The organism is Roseovarius sp. MBR-51 (assembly GCF_053628575.1).
Window position 1 is genome coordinate 127,710 of the sequence record NZ_JBRJGQ010000003.1, and the last position, 14,960, is coordinate 142,669.

At 63.9% G+C, this 14,960-nt stretch carries 15 protein-coding genes; 2 read left to right on the plus strand and 13 right to left on the minus strand.

The features are described from left to right. Window positions 1-2 precede the first annotated feature (2 nt). The 13 genes from ACSSVY_RS05155 to ACSSVY_RS05215 form a co-directional block, all read right to left on the minus strand. Entirely contained in the window at window positions 3-416 is a 414-nt protein-coding gene (locus ACSSVY_RS05155) for a phage major tail protein, TP901-1 family (protein ID WP_008282342.1), read from the minus strand. A gap of 23 nt (window positions 417-439) precedes the next feature. Beyond that, window positions 440-853, minus strand: a complete 414-nt coding sequence (locus ACSSVY_RS05160; protein WP_454268352.1) for a DUF3168 domain-containing protein — start codon at window positions 851-853, stop codon at window positions 440-442. Further along, the gene (locus ACSSVY_RS05165) at window positions 850-1,188 is read right to left on the minus strand and encodes a head-tail adaptor protein (protein ID WP_454268353.1); all 339 of its coding nucleotides are present in this window, start codon (window positions 1,186-1,188) and stop codon (window positions 850-852) included. Before ACSSVY_RS05165 ends, ACSSVY_RS05160 begins: the two co-directional genes overlap by 4 nt. Further along, window positions 1,188-1,787, minus strand: a complete 600-nt coding sequence (locus tag ACSSVY_RS05170) for a head-tail connector protein (RefSeq protein ID WP_454268354.1) — start codon at window positions 1,785-1,787, stop codon at window positions 1,188-1,190. The genes ACSSVY_RS05165 and ACSSVY_RS05170 overlap by 1 nt, the downstream gene beginning before the upstream one ends. 152 nt (window positions 1,788-1,939) lie before the next feature. Next, entirely contained in the window at window positions 1,940-3,121 is a 1,182-nt protein-coding gene (locus ACSSVY_RS05175; RefSeq protein WP_454268355.1) for a phage major capsid protein, read from the minus strand. Window positions 3,122-3,153: 32 nt separating this feature from the next. After that, complete coding sequence (locus tag ACSSVY_RS05180; RefSeq protein ID WP_454268356.1) at window positions 3,154-3,711, minus strand: HK97 family phage prohead protease; 558 nt, start codon at window positions 3,709-3,711, stop codon at window positions 3,154-3,156. Window positions 3,712-3,734: 23 nt separating this feature from the next. Then, window positions 3,735-3,980: a GTA head formation protein, RCAP_rcc01685 family gene (locus ACSSVY_RS05185; RefSeq protein ID WP_454268357.1), complete on the minus strand. Its 246-nt coding sequence runs from the start codon at window positions 3,978-3,980 to the stop codon at window positions 3,735-3,737. Further along, entirely contained in the window at window positions 3,973-5,163 is a 1,191-nt protein-coding gene (locus tag ACSSVY_RS05190; protein WP_454268592.1) for a phage portal protein, read from the minus strand. Before ACSSVY_RS05190 ends, ACSSVY_RS05185 begins: the two co-directional genes overlap by 8 nt. Before the next feature lie 105 nt (window positions 5,164-5,268). Next, complete coding sequence (locus ACSSVY_RS05195) at window positions 5,269-6,363, minus strand: MHYT domain-containing protein (RefSeq protein ID WP_454268358.1); 1,095 nt, start codon at window positions 6,361-6,363, stop codon at window positions 5,269-5,271. A 111-nt stretch (window positions 6,364-6,474) separates the two neighbouring features. Continuing rightward, the gene (locus ACSSVY_RS05200; RefSeq protein ID WP_454268359.1) at window positions 6,475-8,454 is read right to left on the minus strand and encodes an oxidoreductase; all 1,980 of its coding nucleotides are present in this window, start codon (window positions 8,452-8,454) and stop codon (window positions 6,475-6,477) included. Continuing rightward, window positions 8,451-9,173 (minus strand): NAD(P)-binding domain-containing protein, encoded by a 723-nt coding sequence (locus ACSSVY_RS05205; protein WP_454268360.1) that lies wholly within the window; start codon window positions 9,171-9,173, stop codon window positions 8,451-8,453. Before ACSSVY_RS05205 ends, ACSSVY_RS05200 begins: the two co-directional genes overlap by 4 nt. 1 nt (window position 9,174) lies before the next feature. Next, entirely contained in the window at window positions 9,175-11,220 is a 2,046-nt protein-coding gene (locus ACSSVY_RS05210) for an FAD-dependent oxidoreductase (protein WP_454268361.1), read from the minus strand. 26 nt (window positions 11,221-11,246) lie between these two features. Beyond that, the gene (locus tag ACSSVY_RS05215) at window positions 11,247-12,815 is read right to left on the minus strand and encodes a trimethylamine methyltransferase family protein (RefSeq protein WP_454268593.1); all 1,569 of its coding nucleotides are present in this window, start codon (window positions 12,813-12,815) and stop codon (window positions 11,247-11,249) included. A 166-nt stretch (window positions 12,816-12,981) separates the two neighbouring features. Here ACSSVY_RS05215 and ACSSVY_RS05220 point away from each other — a divergent pair, with 166 nt between their 5' ends. Continuing rightward, the gene (locus ACSSVY_RS05220) at window positions 12,982-13,629 is read left to right on the plus strand and encodes a TetR/AcrR family transcriptional regulator (RefSeq protein ID WP_454268362.1); all 648 of its coding nucleotides are present in this window, start codon (window positions 12,982-12,984) and stop codon (window positions 13,627-13,629) included. A 121-nt stretch (window positions 13,630-13,750) separates the two neighbouring features. Next, a complete protein-coding gene (locus ACSSVY_RS05225; protein ID WP_454268363.1) occupies window positions 13,751-14,884 on the plus strand; it encodes an ABC transporter substrate-binding protein in 1,134 nt (377 codons plus the stop codon). Window positions 14,885-14,960: the final 76 nt, after the last annotated feature.

A 14,960-nucleotide genomic window follows, 5' to 3' on the forward strand; every position in this document is an offset into this window, starting at 1 on the left:
GATCACAGCACCGTAAAGGTCAACTGCCCCGCAGAGGCCAGCGCCAACTCATAGGTCGCCTCGCCATCATGGGTGCCGCCATATTCGATCGCCGTCACTTGGAACGGCCCCTCGATGGTGCCGAAATCCGGGATAACCACCTGAAAATCCGGCATTTCCCCGTCAAAGAAGATCTGCCGCGCCCGCGCATCGCTTGTCGCATCGCGGAAAATGCCCGAGCCGCTGATGCTCGCCGATTTCACGCCCGCGCCCGCCAGCAACTCGCGCCAGCCCCCGGCGGACTCGAGGCTCGTCACGTCCACGCTCTCAGCGTTGAAACTCACCCGCGTGGCCCGCAGCCCCGCCACCGTCTGAAAATTGCCGCTGCCGTTGAGGTCGATCTTAACCAGCAGGTCCTTGCCATTCTGTACCGCCATTGTCGTCACTCCAGAGATTAAAGTTACACGTCCTCATCGACGCGCGCCTGAAAGGTCAGGTCGATCCGCCGCGCCTGTCCGCCTGTTTCGCGCCGCGCGCGGGCACGCAGGAAATTCAGGCAGCTCACCCGTCCGCGGACGAGGGAAAGCTCAGCCCCCACCAGCGCATCGCTGACAGCGCCCGCCACCGCCTTGGCCTGTTGGAATCCGGCGCTCTCGCTCACCACCGTGACAGTGAACCGATGCCAAGCCCCGCCCGCCGTGCCATCGCTACGCGCGCGCGCCTCCTCGGGACCAAGCGTCACATAAAGCGGCGGCACCCGTCCGGGTGGCACCGCATCATGGATCGCCCCGCCCACCAGCGCGCTCAGCGCCGCATCCTGCGCCAGCCGCTGATACACCGCCGCCTGCAATCCCGCCGCCATCGCATAGCTCATGGCACCACCTCCTCTTGCGCCCAGAGGGTCAGGTATCGGCCCGCGCCATCGGCCTCCGTCACCGACAGGATCGCGAAAATCCGCGCCCCGTCGCGCAGCCTTTGCCCGGCCTCTGGCCGCGATACCGCCCCCTGTGGCGCGGCCCGCACCGTGATCCGGTAGCCCGCCCGTGCTACAGCCAAACCCTCGGCCTCGGCCTCTCGGCCCGAACGCGCGCTGACCTCGGCCCAGAGCGTGCCCCGCGCCTCCCAGACATCCGTGAAACCGCCCGCCCCATCCGGCAGACGCACCGCGCCCTCCAGCACCAAGGGCCGGTTCAGCCTCGGGCGCGCCATCACCGCGCGCCCCCACCCAACAGCCGCACCGTTCGATAGCGCTCGATCAGGCTCGCCACGCCAAACGGCATACACCCGCTGCTCAGACCCGTTTCATGCCGATATTCATAATAATGAGCCGCCAGCATCAGCACCGCTTGCACGAGATCGGCAGGCAAATCGCTCCAAGCCGCCCCATAACCGGCGCGAAACCGGATATCCGCCACACCGCCGCGTTCAATCGTGGGCAAAACTGCCCCAACGGGCCGCAGAACCGGCCGGTGCGCATCCTGCTCCAAACGGTAAAGCGCCGGATCAATCACCTCGACCTCATCGACCCGGTTCCGCAGGCTCAGGCTCAGAACCGCACGCACCGGCGCGACCGGAAGCGCTTGTCCCGCAGCATCGCGCCAAACGCGCAGCGCCCATGAAAACTCACGCTCCAGCAACACCTTGCCCGTGCGACCCTCGATCCCGGCCAGCGCCGCACGCAGAAAACTCTCCAGAACCGGGTCCTGGATATCGTCATCCGCAAACCCCGTGCCCAGCCGCAGATGCGCCTTGAATTCCGCCAGCGGCAGCGCGGCCGGGGGTGCCGCGGTTTCTTCGATTAACATCATGGACCTACTCCATATTCCCGGACCCCTCCGGTGGTTCAGGCGCGCGCCATCCGGCGTTGCACGGACGGAGGGGAAAGCTGGACAACGCCACACCCGAACGGCACGCGCCTCGGGACGGGGGCCACCACACCCCCGCCCCTCCTCGCGGCCCCTTACGAGACGGCGAATTTCAAGAGCTTGATGGCCTTGAAGTCAGACACATCGCCGCCCACCCGCTTGGTCGCGTAAAAGAGCACATGCGGCTTGGCGCTGTAGGGATCGCGCAACACCCGCAGATCCGGGCGCTCGGCAACGGTATATCCTGCATGGAAGTCACCAAAGGCGATGGCATTGGCCCCCGTCGCGATATCGGGCATATCCTCGGCAATCAGCACCGGGTATCCCATCAGCCGCGCAGGCTCTCCAGCCGCCAGACCATCCGACCAAAGGAACCGCCCATCGGCATCCTTCATCTTGCGAACGGTGCCTGCGGTCTTGGAATTCATCACGAAGGTGCCGTTGGCGCGGTATTGCGCGCCCAAGGCATAGACCAGATCGACAATCGGATCAGGCCCGGCAATCGCGCCGGCAACCCCAGTGGGCACATAGCCCAGATTGCCCCAGACCCAGACGTCATTGTCCACGCTCGGATGCGTCAGAAACCCGCGCGGCTTGTCCACCCCATCGCCCGACACAAAGGCCGCCGCTTCTGCGCGCGCGAACTTGTCGGCGATGCGCCCCGCAAGCCAACCCTCGACGTCAAAGGCGCTGTCATCCAGCAACCTCTGGCTGGCCTTGGGCAACGCGCTCAGCTCATGCAACGGGATGCTGATCCGGTCGATCACCGGCGTGTCGGTCTCGGACACCGTGCCGCTTTCCGTGGCCCAGCCATGGCCCACATCGCTGTGATCCACCAGCACGTCAAAGCTGGTGGCCTCGACCGCCACCACATTGGCAACCGCCCGGATCGACGCCGTCGTGCTCAAAACCGAGCGGATCGTCGCGGCGGTCTGCGGGTCAACCAGATAGCCGCCTTCCCCCGCAATCGCGGTATTGAGCGCCTTGCCCTCAAGTTCCAGCCCACGCAGCCCGTCATCGTCACCGCCGCGCAAATAGGCGTCAAACGCCTTGCGATGCGGTGCCGACCCGTCCGAGGTGGCGCTGAGATGGGGACGCGCAAGCGCGATGGATTTGCGTTCAAACATGATCATTTTCTCTTCTTGCTGTTGCAGTCGGTTGTGAACTTCGGCCCGAAAGCCGCTGAATTCGCTCAGAAACCCCGCTACTGCGGATTTCACCTCGGCCACCGGAGACAGATTTTCCCCGGCCCGAGCCTTTGCTTGGGTCATCATCATTCCATCCTTCAGGTTTGGGTCGTCGTCGGGCGCTACACCTGCGCCATCTCCCGGCGGGCCGCGTCAAACGCCGCCGCCATCTCGCGCAGGGTTTGGGTGTCGAGGGCATCGCCCTTGGCCGTCACCCGCGCACTGGGCAGCATCGGGAATGTCACCAGCGACACCTCCCACAGCTCCAGTTCCCGCAAGAGCCGCTGGCCCTTGTCATTCTTTGCCGCGCGCAGCGTGCGATAGCCGATGCTAAGACCATCAATCGCCCCCGCCGCGATCAGTGCCGCCGCCTCACGCGCCCGCTCCACACTGTCCAAAAGCCGCCCCTTGACCCAGAGACCGCGCGCATCCTCGCGCACCTCGTCCCAGATACCGATGGGCTGCGCCGGATCATGCTGCCACAGCATCTTGACCCGCCGCCCCTCCTTGGCCAAACGCCCAAGCGAGGCCGCATAGGCACCGCGCTCGACAATATCGCCCCCCTGATCGGGCGCGCCAAACAGGCTGGCATAGCCCTCGATCTGCCCCGCCTCGCTCACGCTCAGCATCGTGCCATCCAGCCGCGCGAACTTGCGCTCCAGTCCCAATTCCATTTCCATCCGCCTCATCCTTTCGCTCTGCCTCACCCCGGCAACACCGCCAAGAGTGGCTGAAACGCCTGCGCCAATATCGCCGCCGCCACGCCGTAAACCGCCAGCCACAGCCGCCGCTCCAGTCGTTCCAGTGCCGCTTCGGTGCGTTCCAACCGCTCGGTCATAGCGCGGGTCTGCAAGTCCGAGACGCGCTCATGCGCCTCCAATCGGAGCCCCGGCGCGCAATCAAACGCCTCGAACCCGTAGCGCGGCGGCGGCGCACCCCGCTCAGCCATCGACACCCTCCGCCGCCACAGCAGGCAGGCCCAAAAGGCTCCGCTTCTCCGCCTCACTGAGGAACTCCGCCGCACTCACCCGCGCCCATTGCGCATCGCGCTCTACCGCAAGCGCCGGCACCTGATCGAGATCGGGCGCAAGGTCCAACACCTCGCCGCTCATCCGCCCCAGCCACGCCGAGATCGTCGCCGCCACGCGCATCGCCAGCGGCAACACTGTCAGCCGGTAAAACGCCCGGTTCGCCTCTTGATAATTGGCAAAGGTCGCATCGCCGGGAATGCCGAGCAGCATCGGCGGCACCCCAAAGGCCAGCGCAATCTCGCGCGCCGCACTCTCCTTGGTCTTCTGGAATTCCATGTCCGACGGGCTGAACCCCATCGGCTTCCAGTCCAATCCGCCTTCCAGAAGCATCGGACGCCCGGCATTGCGCGCGCCCTGATGATGCGCCTCCATCTCGCTCACCAGCCGGTCATATTGATCGCCCGACATCGCGCCCTGTCCCTCAGGGCCCTTGTAGACAATCGCACCCGAAGGCCGCGCGGCATTGTCGAGTAGCGCCTTGGACCAGCGGCTGGCGGAATTATGCACATCCACCGCCTGCGCCGCCGCCTGAAGCGGGCTCAGCCCATAATGATCATCCTGCGGATGAAAGCTCTTGATGTGACAGACACAAGGCACGCCCTCGCGTACATCGAACCGATGCTTACGCCCCGCGACGGCATATTCATAGGCCACGGGCCAACCATCCGACCCCGGCACCACACTCATCCGGTCCGAGCGCAGCACGTGCAACTCGACCGGCACGCCGCCTGCGCCCACCGCCTCAACATAGGCATTGCCGGTCAGCAAAAGCTGGCCATAAAGCGCCTCAAATAGCTCCGCCCGCCCCTGCGCCGGATTGGGGCATTTGATCAGGCTCAGCACCGGATGCACCGCAAAGCGCTGTTCGCAATCCTGCAAGACAAGCGGCAGCGCCGCCGCCGCCTCGGCGATCATCTTGACACAGCGAAACCCCACCGGATTTCCGGCAAACCCGGTGCGCGTCAGGCTGACCGTATCGCGCGGGCTCCAGGCCACACGCCCCGCGCCATGCCAGGCCATCACGCGGCCCGTGGCACTTGCCTTCTGCTCGGGTGCCGCGTCCGGCGCAGTGCCGCCTTGCCGAAAGAAATCCAGTATCATCGCGCTGCTCTCCTTGATCCCGCTCATGCCGGGCCTCTTGCCCGCTTGAGAGGCATCAGACCGTCAAAGGTTTAAGGAAAGTAAATCAGACCGCGCGTGCCCCGCTCACAGACCCAGCGCCTCACGCAACTCCCCCAGACGCGAGCGGCTGACAGGCGTGGTAACATCTTGTCCGCCAAGGCGAAAATGGCACAGCCCATTGTCCTTGCGCCGCTCGAAATGCGACACATGCGCAGGGTTTACCAGATAGCTGCGATGCACCTTGAGAAACGGACCGGGGCTCAACCGCCGCTCAGCTTCGGTGATCGACCAGGTACAGAAATGCTTGTTGGTCCCGGCATAGAGCAGCGTGTAATGCCCCTCGGCCCGCAGAAACGCCACATCGCGCGCGTCGATGAAATGCGTTTGCCCGTGCTGCTCGTAGGGTATCCGCTGGAGCACCGAAACTGCTTCAGACGGCTTGGCCGCCAGACCCTCTGCCTTGCCCCCCTGCGCCAGAAACGTGACACCAGTCAACAAAAACGCCCCACAGAGAACGAAGGAACTGATCAACACCCCCAGTGCCAGCACCTCATTGCCCATCAGCGGCCCGATTTCCTGCACCGTCGGCACCGCCACAAACCGCGTGCCGTATATCGCCGCGAAATGCACAAGGAACACGGCAGAGCCAAAGGCCAGCGTGCCCAGCAGGATATTGCGCGGCCGCCGTTGGCCGTACGCCACCCAGATCGCCGCCACGCTCAGCCCACAGGCAGCCAGCACCGCAAACGCCACCCCCGGCAGCGTATAGACCGCCCGGCATAGCTGTAGCCCCGACATTCCCAGATAATGCATCGCCACGATACCGAGGCCAATGACACAGCCCGCCGCCGTCAGGCTCGCCCGCGTGCGTGGATAAAAATGCAAGAGAAGCAGCGCCGCGCCCACCATCAGGATCGCAATCAGCGCCGATCCCAGCGTGATCATCGCATCGTAATAAATCGGAATAGGTAGTTGCAGCCCCAGCATCGCCACGAAATGCATCGACCAGATGCCCCCGCCCAGCGCCACCGCCGCCAAGGTCACAGAAAGTTTACGCAAGGCCACGGGCTGCGCGGCGATGCCACGGGTCAGCGAGAACCCGGTAAAGGCCGCCACGAGCGACACACTCAGCGACGCCACCACCAGCCAGAGGTTATGCGAATACTCCAGAAATTCCATGTCGATCCAACGGCTTGAGCAAACCGCAAGAGAGCGGCCTTCCCGCCGCGCTCTGCCTCCCCTGCCTTCGGATCGTATTTCGCCCCTGCTCGCCTTACAAGGATCTTGACCTCAGAGCGTCAGCGCCGTCTTGCGCCCGTCGTGAAACGCCTGCGCCGCCAGTCGCGGGGCATGCGCATCGCCAATCAGCGTGGCCTCAATGCCCAGATCCGCCAACTCTTGGCGCAGGCTCACATCCGCCCGATTGGTCGTGGCCAACACCAGACTATCCGCTGCCACATGCGACCGTGCGCCGGTCAAGAGGTCCACCACCTCTGCCCCGCCGTTCTGCCAGCCGGTGATGGCACTCTCAGTCAGAAAGCGCACGCCCAGCGCCGCCAGCCGCCGCCGGAGCGGCACATCGGCAGCAGAGCGTTCCAACTCGCGCCCGACCACCGCTTGCGGCGTCACGATCACCACCTGATGCCCCGCCTCGGCCAGGTGCCAGGCGGTCCCACCGCCACGCCAATTGCCGCCCTCATCGAGCACGATCACCCGAGGCCCCAGCCGCGCGGCGCGTCCCATCACGTCCTCGACCGGCCAGACATTGCCATCCAGCCCCGGCAATTCCGCCACATGCGGAATCGCCTTCTGAAATCCGGTGCCGGCAGGCAGGGACCCGGTGGCGAGGATCACATGATCCGCCCCCAGCGCGGCAATCTCGCCTGGCTCCAGATAGCTGTTGAACTGCACCTCTACACCCAACCGCGCCAGTTGCCGCTCATACCAGCCCAGCAGGTCCAATATCTGCGCTCGCCTCGGCTGCAACCCTGCCAGCCGGAATTGACCGCCGATCTCCGGTCCCGCCTCATAGAGACGCACCCGGTGCCCGCGCTCGGCGGCCACCCGCGCCGCCTCCAGCCCCGCAGGCCCCGCGCCTACAACCAGCACATCGCGCGTGCGCTCCGCCGGGCTGAACCGATCCCCGCCCCACACATGCTCCCACCCCACAGACGGGTTGATCAGGCAGGAAATCCAGTAATCCCGGCTCCGCCGCCCCCAACATTGCTGATTGCAGGAAATGCAGCCGCGCACATCCTCGGGCCTTCCCGCCTCTGCCTTGGCCACCAGATGCGGATCGGCGATCTGCCCCCGCACAATCGAGACCATATCCGCCTCACCTGCCCCCAGCACCGTATTGGCATTCTCGGGCGTGCGAATATGGCTTTCGGCTGTCACCAGCGCATGTGTTACCGCACGCTTGAGCCGCGCCGCCAGATCAACCCCCAGCTTTTCGGGATATAGAAACGTCGGCATCAAAGGATGATAATCCAGATAGCTGCCCGAGCCGCAGGTGACATAATCCATCAGCCGTTCCGCATCATGCAGCGCCACGATCTCGGCCATCGCCTCATGCCCCAGTGTCGCCTCCACGCTCGATCCATCGCTCACCGACAGCCCGATGATAAACCCCGGCCCACAGGCCACGCGCACCCTTCGCAGGATTTCCCGCGAAAACCGCGTGCGGTTTTCAAGGCTCCCACCCCACTCATCGTCGCGCGTGTTCGACATCGGTGTCCAGAACTGATCCAGCAGACAGTGATAGGCTGCCCAGACCTCGACCCCGTCGAACCCCGCCTTCTGACAGCGCACCGCAGCGGCGACAAAGCTCTCGATCACCTCCTCGATCTCCGCTCCGCTCATCTCGTGGCTGCCATCACTGTCATGCCAGCTTGGCCGCCCCGAGGGCGACCACGCCGCGTGCCAGCTATTGTCCTGATCGCCATGCGCGCCCACGTGATAGAGCTGCTGCACTACCACCGCCCCATGCCGCTTGACCGCTCGGCTCAGCTTGGCAAAGGCCGGGATCACCGCATCCGAGGAATGCCGGAAATTCCCCCGCGTCAAAACCGCGGTGCGATGCACCGGCATCGGCTCCACCACGATCATCGCGGCCCCGCCAATGGCCCGCTCCTCGTAATAGGCGATATGGCGCGCCCCTGGCAGGCCATCCTCGGCCATATTCGTCGTATGCGCGCCAAACACCACCCGGTTGCGCAGGGTATGCCCCGCCATCACGACACGGCGAAACACATGCGAAAACGCGCTCATGCCTTACCCGCCAGCCGGTCCAGACCCTCGACCAAAGCCTCGCGCATCCCCGTCTTCTCCATTTGCTGCCTGAGCCGCTGATTATAACCGCCTTCCGTGTTGAGCGCCGCCAGCATCGGCGCACACGCCCCACTCATCAGGCTGCTTCCCACCAGATGCCGAAGGAACGCCTCGCCCTGCGCGTTCTCCCCGCCCAGCCACTCCGCCGCAACGCCGACCATTTGCACCGCCGGCGACAACACCGCCTGCGCGCACAAATACGCCTCTAGGTCGGCCGCATCGCGCAACGCATAAACCGTGTTGGCAGGCGCAAAGAGGTCCTCGATAACCCCAACATCGCCCAGCGCCAGAATAGGAGAACCGCCCTGCGCAATCCCCGGATAGGGTAGCATCACGGCGACCGCCTGCGCCGGGGCCACCAGCGCCGCGACCTCCTCAATCGCCATCCCGGCCATAAAGGACACAACCCGCTGATCTGCCCTAAACCGCAGCCCGCCCAGAACCTCCGCCGCCTGCTCCGCCATCAGCCCCAGAAACACGACCTCGCTCGCGTCCACCACGCCTTGATTGCCCGCGACGGTCACATTGGCAAATTCCCCAGCCAGCCGCGCCGCTCGCACCGCACTCCGCTCCGATACCGCGATCTGATGCCCGTCCGGTGCCAGCCCCCGCACGACCGCCTCAGCAATCGTGCCGGTGCCCAGAAACCCAAGCCGCACCTCAGATATCCTTCATCAGCCGCAGCGCATCATAAATTGCCGCATGGGTATTGCGCGCCGACACCGCATCGCCAATCCGGAAGAGTTGGAATGACCCCTCCGGATTGCTCGCCACCGCCTGCGGATGCCCCGCAATCAGCGCGTCGTGATCCACCTCACCCCGATTGCGCGACAGCGGCTTCAACGCGAAGTAAAGATCATCGAGCGGCAGCGTGCCATAATTCACCACCACCTGATCATAGGTCTTCTCAGAGGTGAATTTGCTGTAATCCGTCCCGATCTTGGCCTTCAGCCGATTGCCCTCGCGCGTCACATCCAACAGCCGCCGCGTCACCGTAAAGATCACGTCCTTATCCTGAAGGCTGCGCATATAGGGCACCAGATTCATCGCCATGATATCGGGGGCAAAGACCCGATCCGGCGTCATCACCTCGACCGTCGCCCCGGCATTGGCTGCCACTTCCGCCGCCATCAACCCCGGATGATCGCCGCTCTCGTCATAGATCAGCACATTCTGCCCCGGCTTCACATCGCCCGAGATCAAATCCCACGCGGTCACAACCAACTCCTGCTCCTTGCCGCTCTCGAACAGCTCGCTGTTGGGCAGCCCGCCCGTGGCCACGATCACCACATCGGGGTTGAGCGCGGTCACATCCTCGGCCTCGGCAAAGGTATTGAAATGAAACGCCACATCGCGCGCCGCGCATTGCGCCATGCGCCAGTCGATGATGCTGATCATCTCGCGTCGCCGGGGATTGAGTGCCGTCAGGCGGATTTGACCGCCCGGATCGGGCTGCGCCTCGAACACCGTCACGTCATGGCCGCGCTCTGCGGCCACCCGCGCCGCCTCCAGCCCCGCAGGCCCGGCGCCTACAATCACCACCTTCTTGCGCGCCTCAGCCGGGGCAATCTCATGCGGCATCGTCAATTCACGGCCCGTCGCAGCGTTGTGGATACAAAGCGCCTCACCAGCGGCATAGATCCGGTCCAGACAGAATGTGGCCCCCACGCAGGGCCGAATATCATCCTCGCGCCCCTCGATGATCTTTTTCACGATATGCGGGTCCGCCATATGCGCCCGCGTCATGCCGACCATATCCAGAAGCCCCGCCTGTATCGCATGCCGCGCGGTGGCCACATCGGGGATCTTGGCGGCATGAAATGTGGGCATGCCCGTCGCCGCCCTGACCGCCCCCGCAAAATCCAGATGCGGCGCGTTCTTCATCCCCTGCACCGGGATCACATCGGTCATCGCCGGGTCGGTGTGGATACGCCCCCGGATCACGTTGAGGAAATCGACCATGCCGGTCGCCGCCAGATGCTTGGAAATCTCGATGCCTTCTTCAGGCGTGATCCCCCCCGCCTCGGCCTCATCCGCCGTATAGCGCAGACCGACGATAAACTCGGACCCCACCCGCTTGCGAATGGCCGCCAGCACGTCCATCAGCAGCTTCATCCGACTCTCGAGGCTCTGCCCGCCATAAGGCCCGTCCAGATCATTGGTCAGCGGCGACCAGAACTGATCGAGCAGATGGCCGTAGACCTGCAACTCGATCCCATCCATGCCCCCCTCTTTCATCCGCTCGGTGGCATCGGCAAAATCTGTGATGATGCGCGCAATATCCCAATCCTCCGCCAGCTTGGGAAAGGCCCGGTGCGCAGGTTCGCGGTGCTTGGTCGAGGACACAGACGGCAGCCAATCGCCCTTGGCCCAGCCGGTCCGCCGCCCCAGATGCGTGAGCTGGATCATCACCGCACAGCCATGCTCGTGACAGGCATCGGTCAATTGCCGAATATAGGGCACCACCTCGTCCTTGTAGGCCAGCACGTTGTTGAACACCGGCGGACTGTCCTTGGACACCGCCGCCGAGCCTGCGGTCATCGCCAGCGCCACGCCCGCGCGGGCACGCTCGGCGTGATAGGCGGTATAGCGCGCCTTGGGCATGCCATCCTCTGGGTATGCCGGTTCATGGCTCGTGGTCATGATCCGGTTCTTCAGGGTCAGATGCTTGAGCTGATAGGGTTGCAGCAGCGGGTCACGCGACATGGGCGTTGCCTTTCGTCTAAGTCGTTTCAATACCAGGCGTCGGCCATCTCGGACTTGCGCCGCGCGATAAACTCACAGAGCGCGCCGTCGATCCCGGCGTCCATAGGCGGCGCCTCGTATTTCGCCAACACCTCTTTCCACGCCCCATTGGCACGGGTCATCGCATCGACGCTACCTGCCTCCGACCATGTCTCATAGGTGTTATTGTCGTCCAGCCCGCTATCCCAATAGGCGGTCTCGTAATGGCGCAACGTATGGGCGCAGCCAAACATATGCTCGCCCGGCCCCTTCTCGGCCAAGGCTTCAAAGCCCAGCGTATCTTCGTTGACCTCCAACCCCTTCAGCCACGCATGCAGCGCGCCGCACATATCCATATCCAGCATCAGCTTTTCATAGGACATCGACAGCAATCCATCGAGAAACCCCGCCGAATGCAGGATGAAATTCGCACCGCCATTGACTGCCGACATCATCGACATCATCGCCTGCGTCATCGCCTGCCCATCCGGCAGCTTCGAGGTGCTGAAGTTGCCCGCGCACCGCAAGGGCATGTTCAGCCGCCGTGCGATTTGGCCCATCACCAAAGATCCCAGCGCAGGCTCGGGCGTCCCGAACGTGGGCGATCCGGTGCGCAACGACATTGACGACAGAAAACTGCCCAGAATCGCCGGTGCCCCTGGCCGCACCAACTGCGTCAGTGCACAGCCCACCATGCTCTCTGCCAGACATTGCGCAATCGCCCCCGGCATGGTCAGCGGCGAGACCGCCCCACCCAACAGAAACGGCAGATGGATGGAACCCTGACCAGCGGCGGCATAGGCGCGTATGCCCCGCGTGCTGACCCCATCCCAGACCAAGGGCGAGGTCGAGTTGAAATTGCCCATGATCACGCAATGGCTGTCCACATACTCCGACCCAAAGAGAATGCGGCACATCTCGATACTGTCCTCTGCCCGCTCCGGCGCGGTGATCGAGCCTAGGAAAGCCCGATCCGAATAGCGCATATGCGCGTAAACCATGTCCAGATGCCGCTTGTTCACCGGAATATCCGTCGGCTCACAGATCGTGCCGCCCGAATGATGCAGCCAGGGCGAGGATTGCGCCAGCTTGATCAGGTTCTGGAAATCCTCGATCGTGCCATAGCGCCGCCCCTTGTCCAGATCCATCACAAAGGGCGAGCCATAGGCAGGCGCAAACACCATCGACTTGCCGCCGATGCGCACGGATTTGGCCGGGTTGCGCGCATATTGCGTGAATTCCGCCGGAGCAGTGGCCAAAAGCCCACGAATGAGCCCCGGTTCAAAGGTCACATTCCACGCCTCTGGCCCAACTTCCCACGCCTTGCCGCCCGCCTGCTGAAACAGGCGCACAGTCTCGGGGTCCTCGCGAAACTCGATGCCGATTTCAGCCAGAATCCGGTCGGCGGTCGCGATGATCGCATCGAGTCCCTCCTCCGACGCGATGTCATGGGTGGGAATGCCGCGCGTGATATAGGGCACATGCCGCGGGTTCACCCCAGCCCCCGCGCCAGTGCCGCGCCGCACCTGCATGGCGGCGCGCCCGCCGCGCGCCCGGCGGGCCAGCGGAGCGGGCATATCAAGAAGACTGTCGGTGGAAACGGCGTGCGGCATCGGCCTGATCCTGGGCTGGCCGGGCAGCACCCGGCGGTGGTGTGAAAACGTAATCGACACTACTGTCGAGAAAATCCACCAACCTGTCAAGAGATTTGCCACCGATGCCAAAACCGTCTAGTCTTGGTCCATGAACAGCGCCCAAACCACCCGCCGACCCAAACCTACCCCCGACCCCGCCACGCGCGGGTCCGAGGATCTGTGGCTCAATGCCGCCTACGAGGTGCTCGTCACCGCCGGGGTGGATGCGGTCAAGGTGATGCCGCTGGCCCAGATGCTCGGCCTCTCGCGCACCAGTTTCTACTGGCATTTCAAAGACCGCGAGGCGCTGCTGGCCGCCCTGCTCGACCGCTGGGAGGCGCAGAACACTGGCAATCTCGTGGCCCGCACCGAGGCCTATGCAGAATCCATAAACGAGGCGCTCTACAACCTCTTCGACTGCTGGCTCACCCGCGATCTCTTTGATTCCCGCCTCGATTTCGCGATCCGCAACTGGGCGCTTGGCGATCCCACGATCAAGGCCAAGCTGCAACGCACGGATGAGACCCGCATCACTGCCATCCGCGCCATGTTCGCGCGATTCGGCTATGCCCCCGATCACGCCGACACCCGCGCCCATACCGTCTATTACACCCAGATCGGCTATATCTCGATGATGGTGGCCGAACCCCGTGATATCCGCATCGCCCGCATGCCCGCCTATGTCGAGAATTTCTCGGGTCATCCCCCGGCCCCCGCCGAAACCGACCGCTTCATGGCGCGCCACACCAGCACCTGACCCGAGATGCTGCCATCTGGACCTTTTGCCAAAGCTGTGGAAAGGATTGAGCACCGCCCTCTGGGGGACCAAGGGCAAACCGGGACGGGACAAACCGCCCGACATCAGGGAGAGATGACATATGACATTCAAGACACTGGCCATCGCCGGCGCGCTCAGCCTCGCCGCCGTCACCGCGCAAGCTGACATCAAGGTCGGCATGATTACCACCCTGTCGGGCGGTGGCGCTGGCCTCGGCATCGACGTGCGCGACGGCTTCATGCTGGCGCTGGAACAATCCGGGCGCAGCGACATTGAGGTGATCATCGAGGACGATCAGCAAAAACCCGACATCGCCGTGCAACTCTCGGACAAGATGATCCAATCCGACAAGGTCGACGTGATGACCGGCATCATCTGGTCCAACCTCGCCATGGCCGTGGTGCCCGGTGCAGTCGCCCAAGGCAAATTCTACCTCTCGCCCAATGCTGGCCCCTCGGCGTTGGCAGGCCAAGGCTGCTTGCCCAACTATTTCAACGTCGCCTGGCAGAACGACAACCTGCACGAGGCCGCAGGTGCCTATGCCAATGACGCAGGCTATAAAAACAGCTTCATCCTCGCGCCCAATTACCCGGCAGGTCAGGACGCGCTCACCGGCTACAAGCGGTTCTACAAAGGCGAGTTGGCAGGCGAGATCTACACCCAACTGGGCCAGACCGATTACGCCGCCGAAATCGCCCAGATCCGCGCAAGCGGTGCGGACTCCGTGTTCTTTTTCTTGCCCGGCGGCATGGGGATTTCTTTCCTCAAGCAATATGCCGACAGCGGCGTCGGCCTGCCCGTGGTCGGCCCCGCCTTCAGCTTTGACCAAGGCATCCTTCAGGCGGTGGGCGACGCGGCCCTTGGCGTGGTCAACACCTCGCAATGGTCCAAGGATATCGACAACGAAACCAACGTGGCCTTCGTTGCCAGCTTTCAGGAAAAATATGACCGCCTGCCCTCGCTCTATGCAAGCCAGGGGTTCGATACCGCCAACCTCCTGATCTCGGCACTGGATCAGGCACAACCCTCTGACGCCGACGCCTTCCGCGCCGCGCTCAAGGCCGCCGATTTCGCCAGCACGCGCGGCGATTTTGCCTTTGGCAATAACCATCACCCGATTCAGGACATCTATGTCCGCGAGGTGATCAAGGAAGGCGACATCTACACCAACAAGATCATCGGTGTGGCGCTGGAAGATCACGCCGACGCCTATGCGGTTGACTGCAAGATGTAACACCCCGCGCCGGGCCGTTCCCACGGCCCGGCCACACCACCATGTCGCTCCGACCTACACGCATGGTCGTTTGCCG

Excerpts from the sequence above, each read along its gene's own strand:
- ACSSVY_RS05195 (WP_454268358.1), bottom strand. The coding sequence starts at position 6,363 with ATGGAATTTCTGGAGTATTCGCATAACCTCTGGCTGGTGGTGGCGTCG.
- ACSSVY_RS05200 (WP_454268359.1), bottom strand. The coding sequence starts at position 8,454 with ATGAGCGCGTTTTCGCATGTGTTTCGCCGTGTCGTGATGGCGGGGCAT.
- ACSSVY_RS05215 (WP_454268593.1), bottom strand. The coding sequence starts at position 12,815 with ATGCCCGCTCCGCTGGCCCGCCGGGCGCGCGGCGGGCGCGCCGCCATG.
- ACSSVY_RS05210 (WP_454268361.1), bottom strand. The coding sequence starts at position 11,220 with ATGTCGCGTGACCCGCTGCTGCAACCCTATCAGCTCAAGCATCTGACC.
- ACSSVY_RS05175 (WP_454268355.1), bottom strand. The coding sequence starts at position 3,121 with ATGATGATGACCCAAGCAAAGGCTCGGGCCGGGGAAAATCTGTCTCCG.
- ACSSVY_RS05225 (WP_454268363.1), top strand. The coding sequence starts at position 13,751 with ATGACATTCAAGACACTGGCCATCGCCGGCGCGCTCAGCCTCGCCGCC.
- ACSSVY_RS05180 (WP_454268356.1), bottom strand. The coding sequence starts at position 3,711 with ATGGAAATGGAATTGGGACTGGAGCGCAAGTTCGCGCGGCTGGATGGC.
- ACSSVY_RS05190 (WP_454268592.1), bottom strand. The coding sequence starts at position 5,163 with ATGATACTGGATTTCTTTCGGCAAGGCGGCACTGCGCCGGACGCGGCA.
- ACSSVY_RS05160 (WP_454268352.1), bottom strand. The coding sequence starts at position 853 with ATGAGCTATGCGATGGCGGCGGGATTGCAGGCGGCGGTGTATCAGCGG.
- ACSSVY_RS05185 (WP_454268357.1), bottom strand. The coding sequence starts at position 3,980 with ATGGCTGAGCGGGGTGCGCCGCCGCCGCGCTACGGGTTCGAGGCGTTT.
- ACSSVY_RS05155 (WP_008282342.1), bottom strand. The coding sequence starts at position 416 with ATGGCGGTACAGAATGGCAAGGACCTGCTGGTTAAGATCGACCTCAAC.
- ACSSVY_RS05165 (WP_454268353.1), bottom strand. The coding sequence starts at position 1,188 with ATGGCGCGCCCGAGGCTGAACCGGCCCTTGGTGCTGGAGGGCGCGGTG.
- ACSSVY_RS05170 (WP_454268354.1), bottom strand. The coding sequence starts at position 1,787 with ATGATGTTAATCGAAGAAACCGCGGCACCCCCGGCCGCGCTGCCGCTG.
- ACSSVY_RS05220 (WP_454268362.1), top strand. The coding sequence starts at position 12,982 with ATGAACAGCGCCCAAACCACCCGCCGACCCAAACCTACCCCCGACCCC.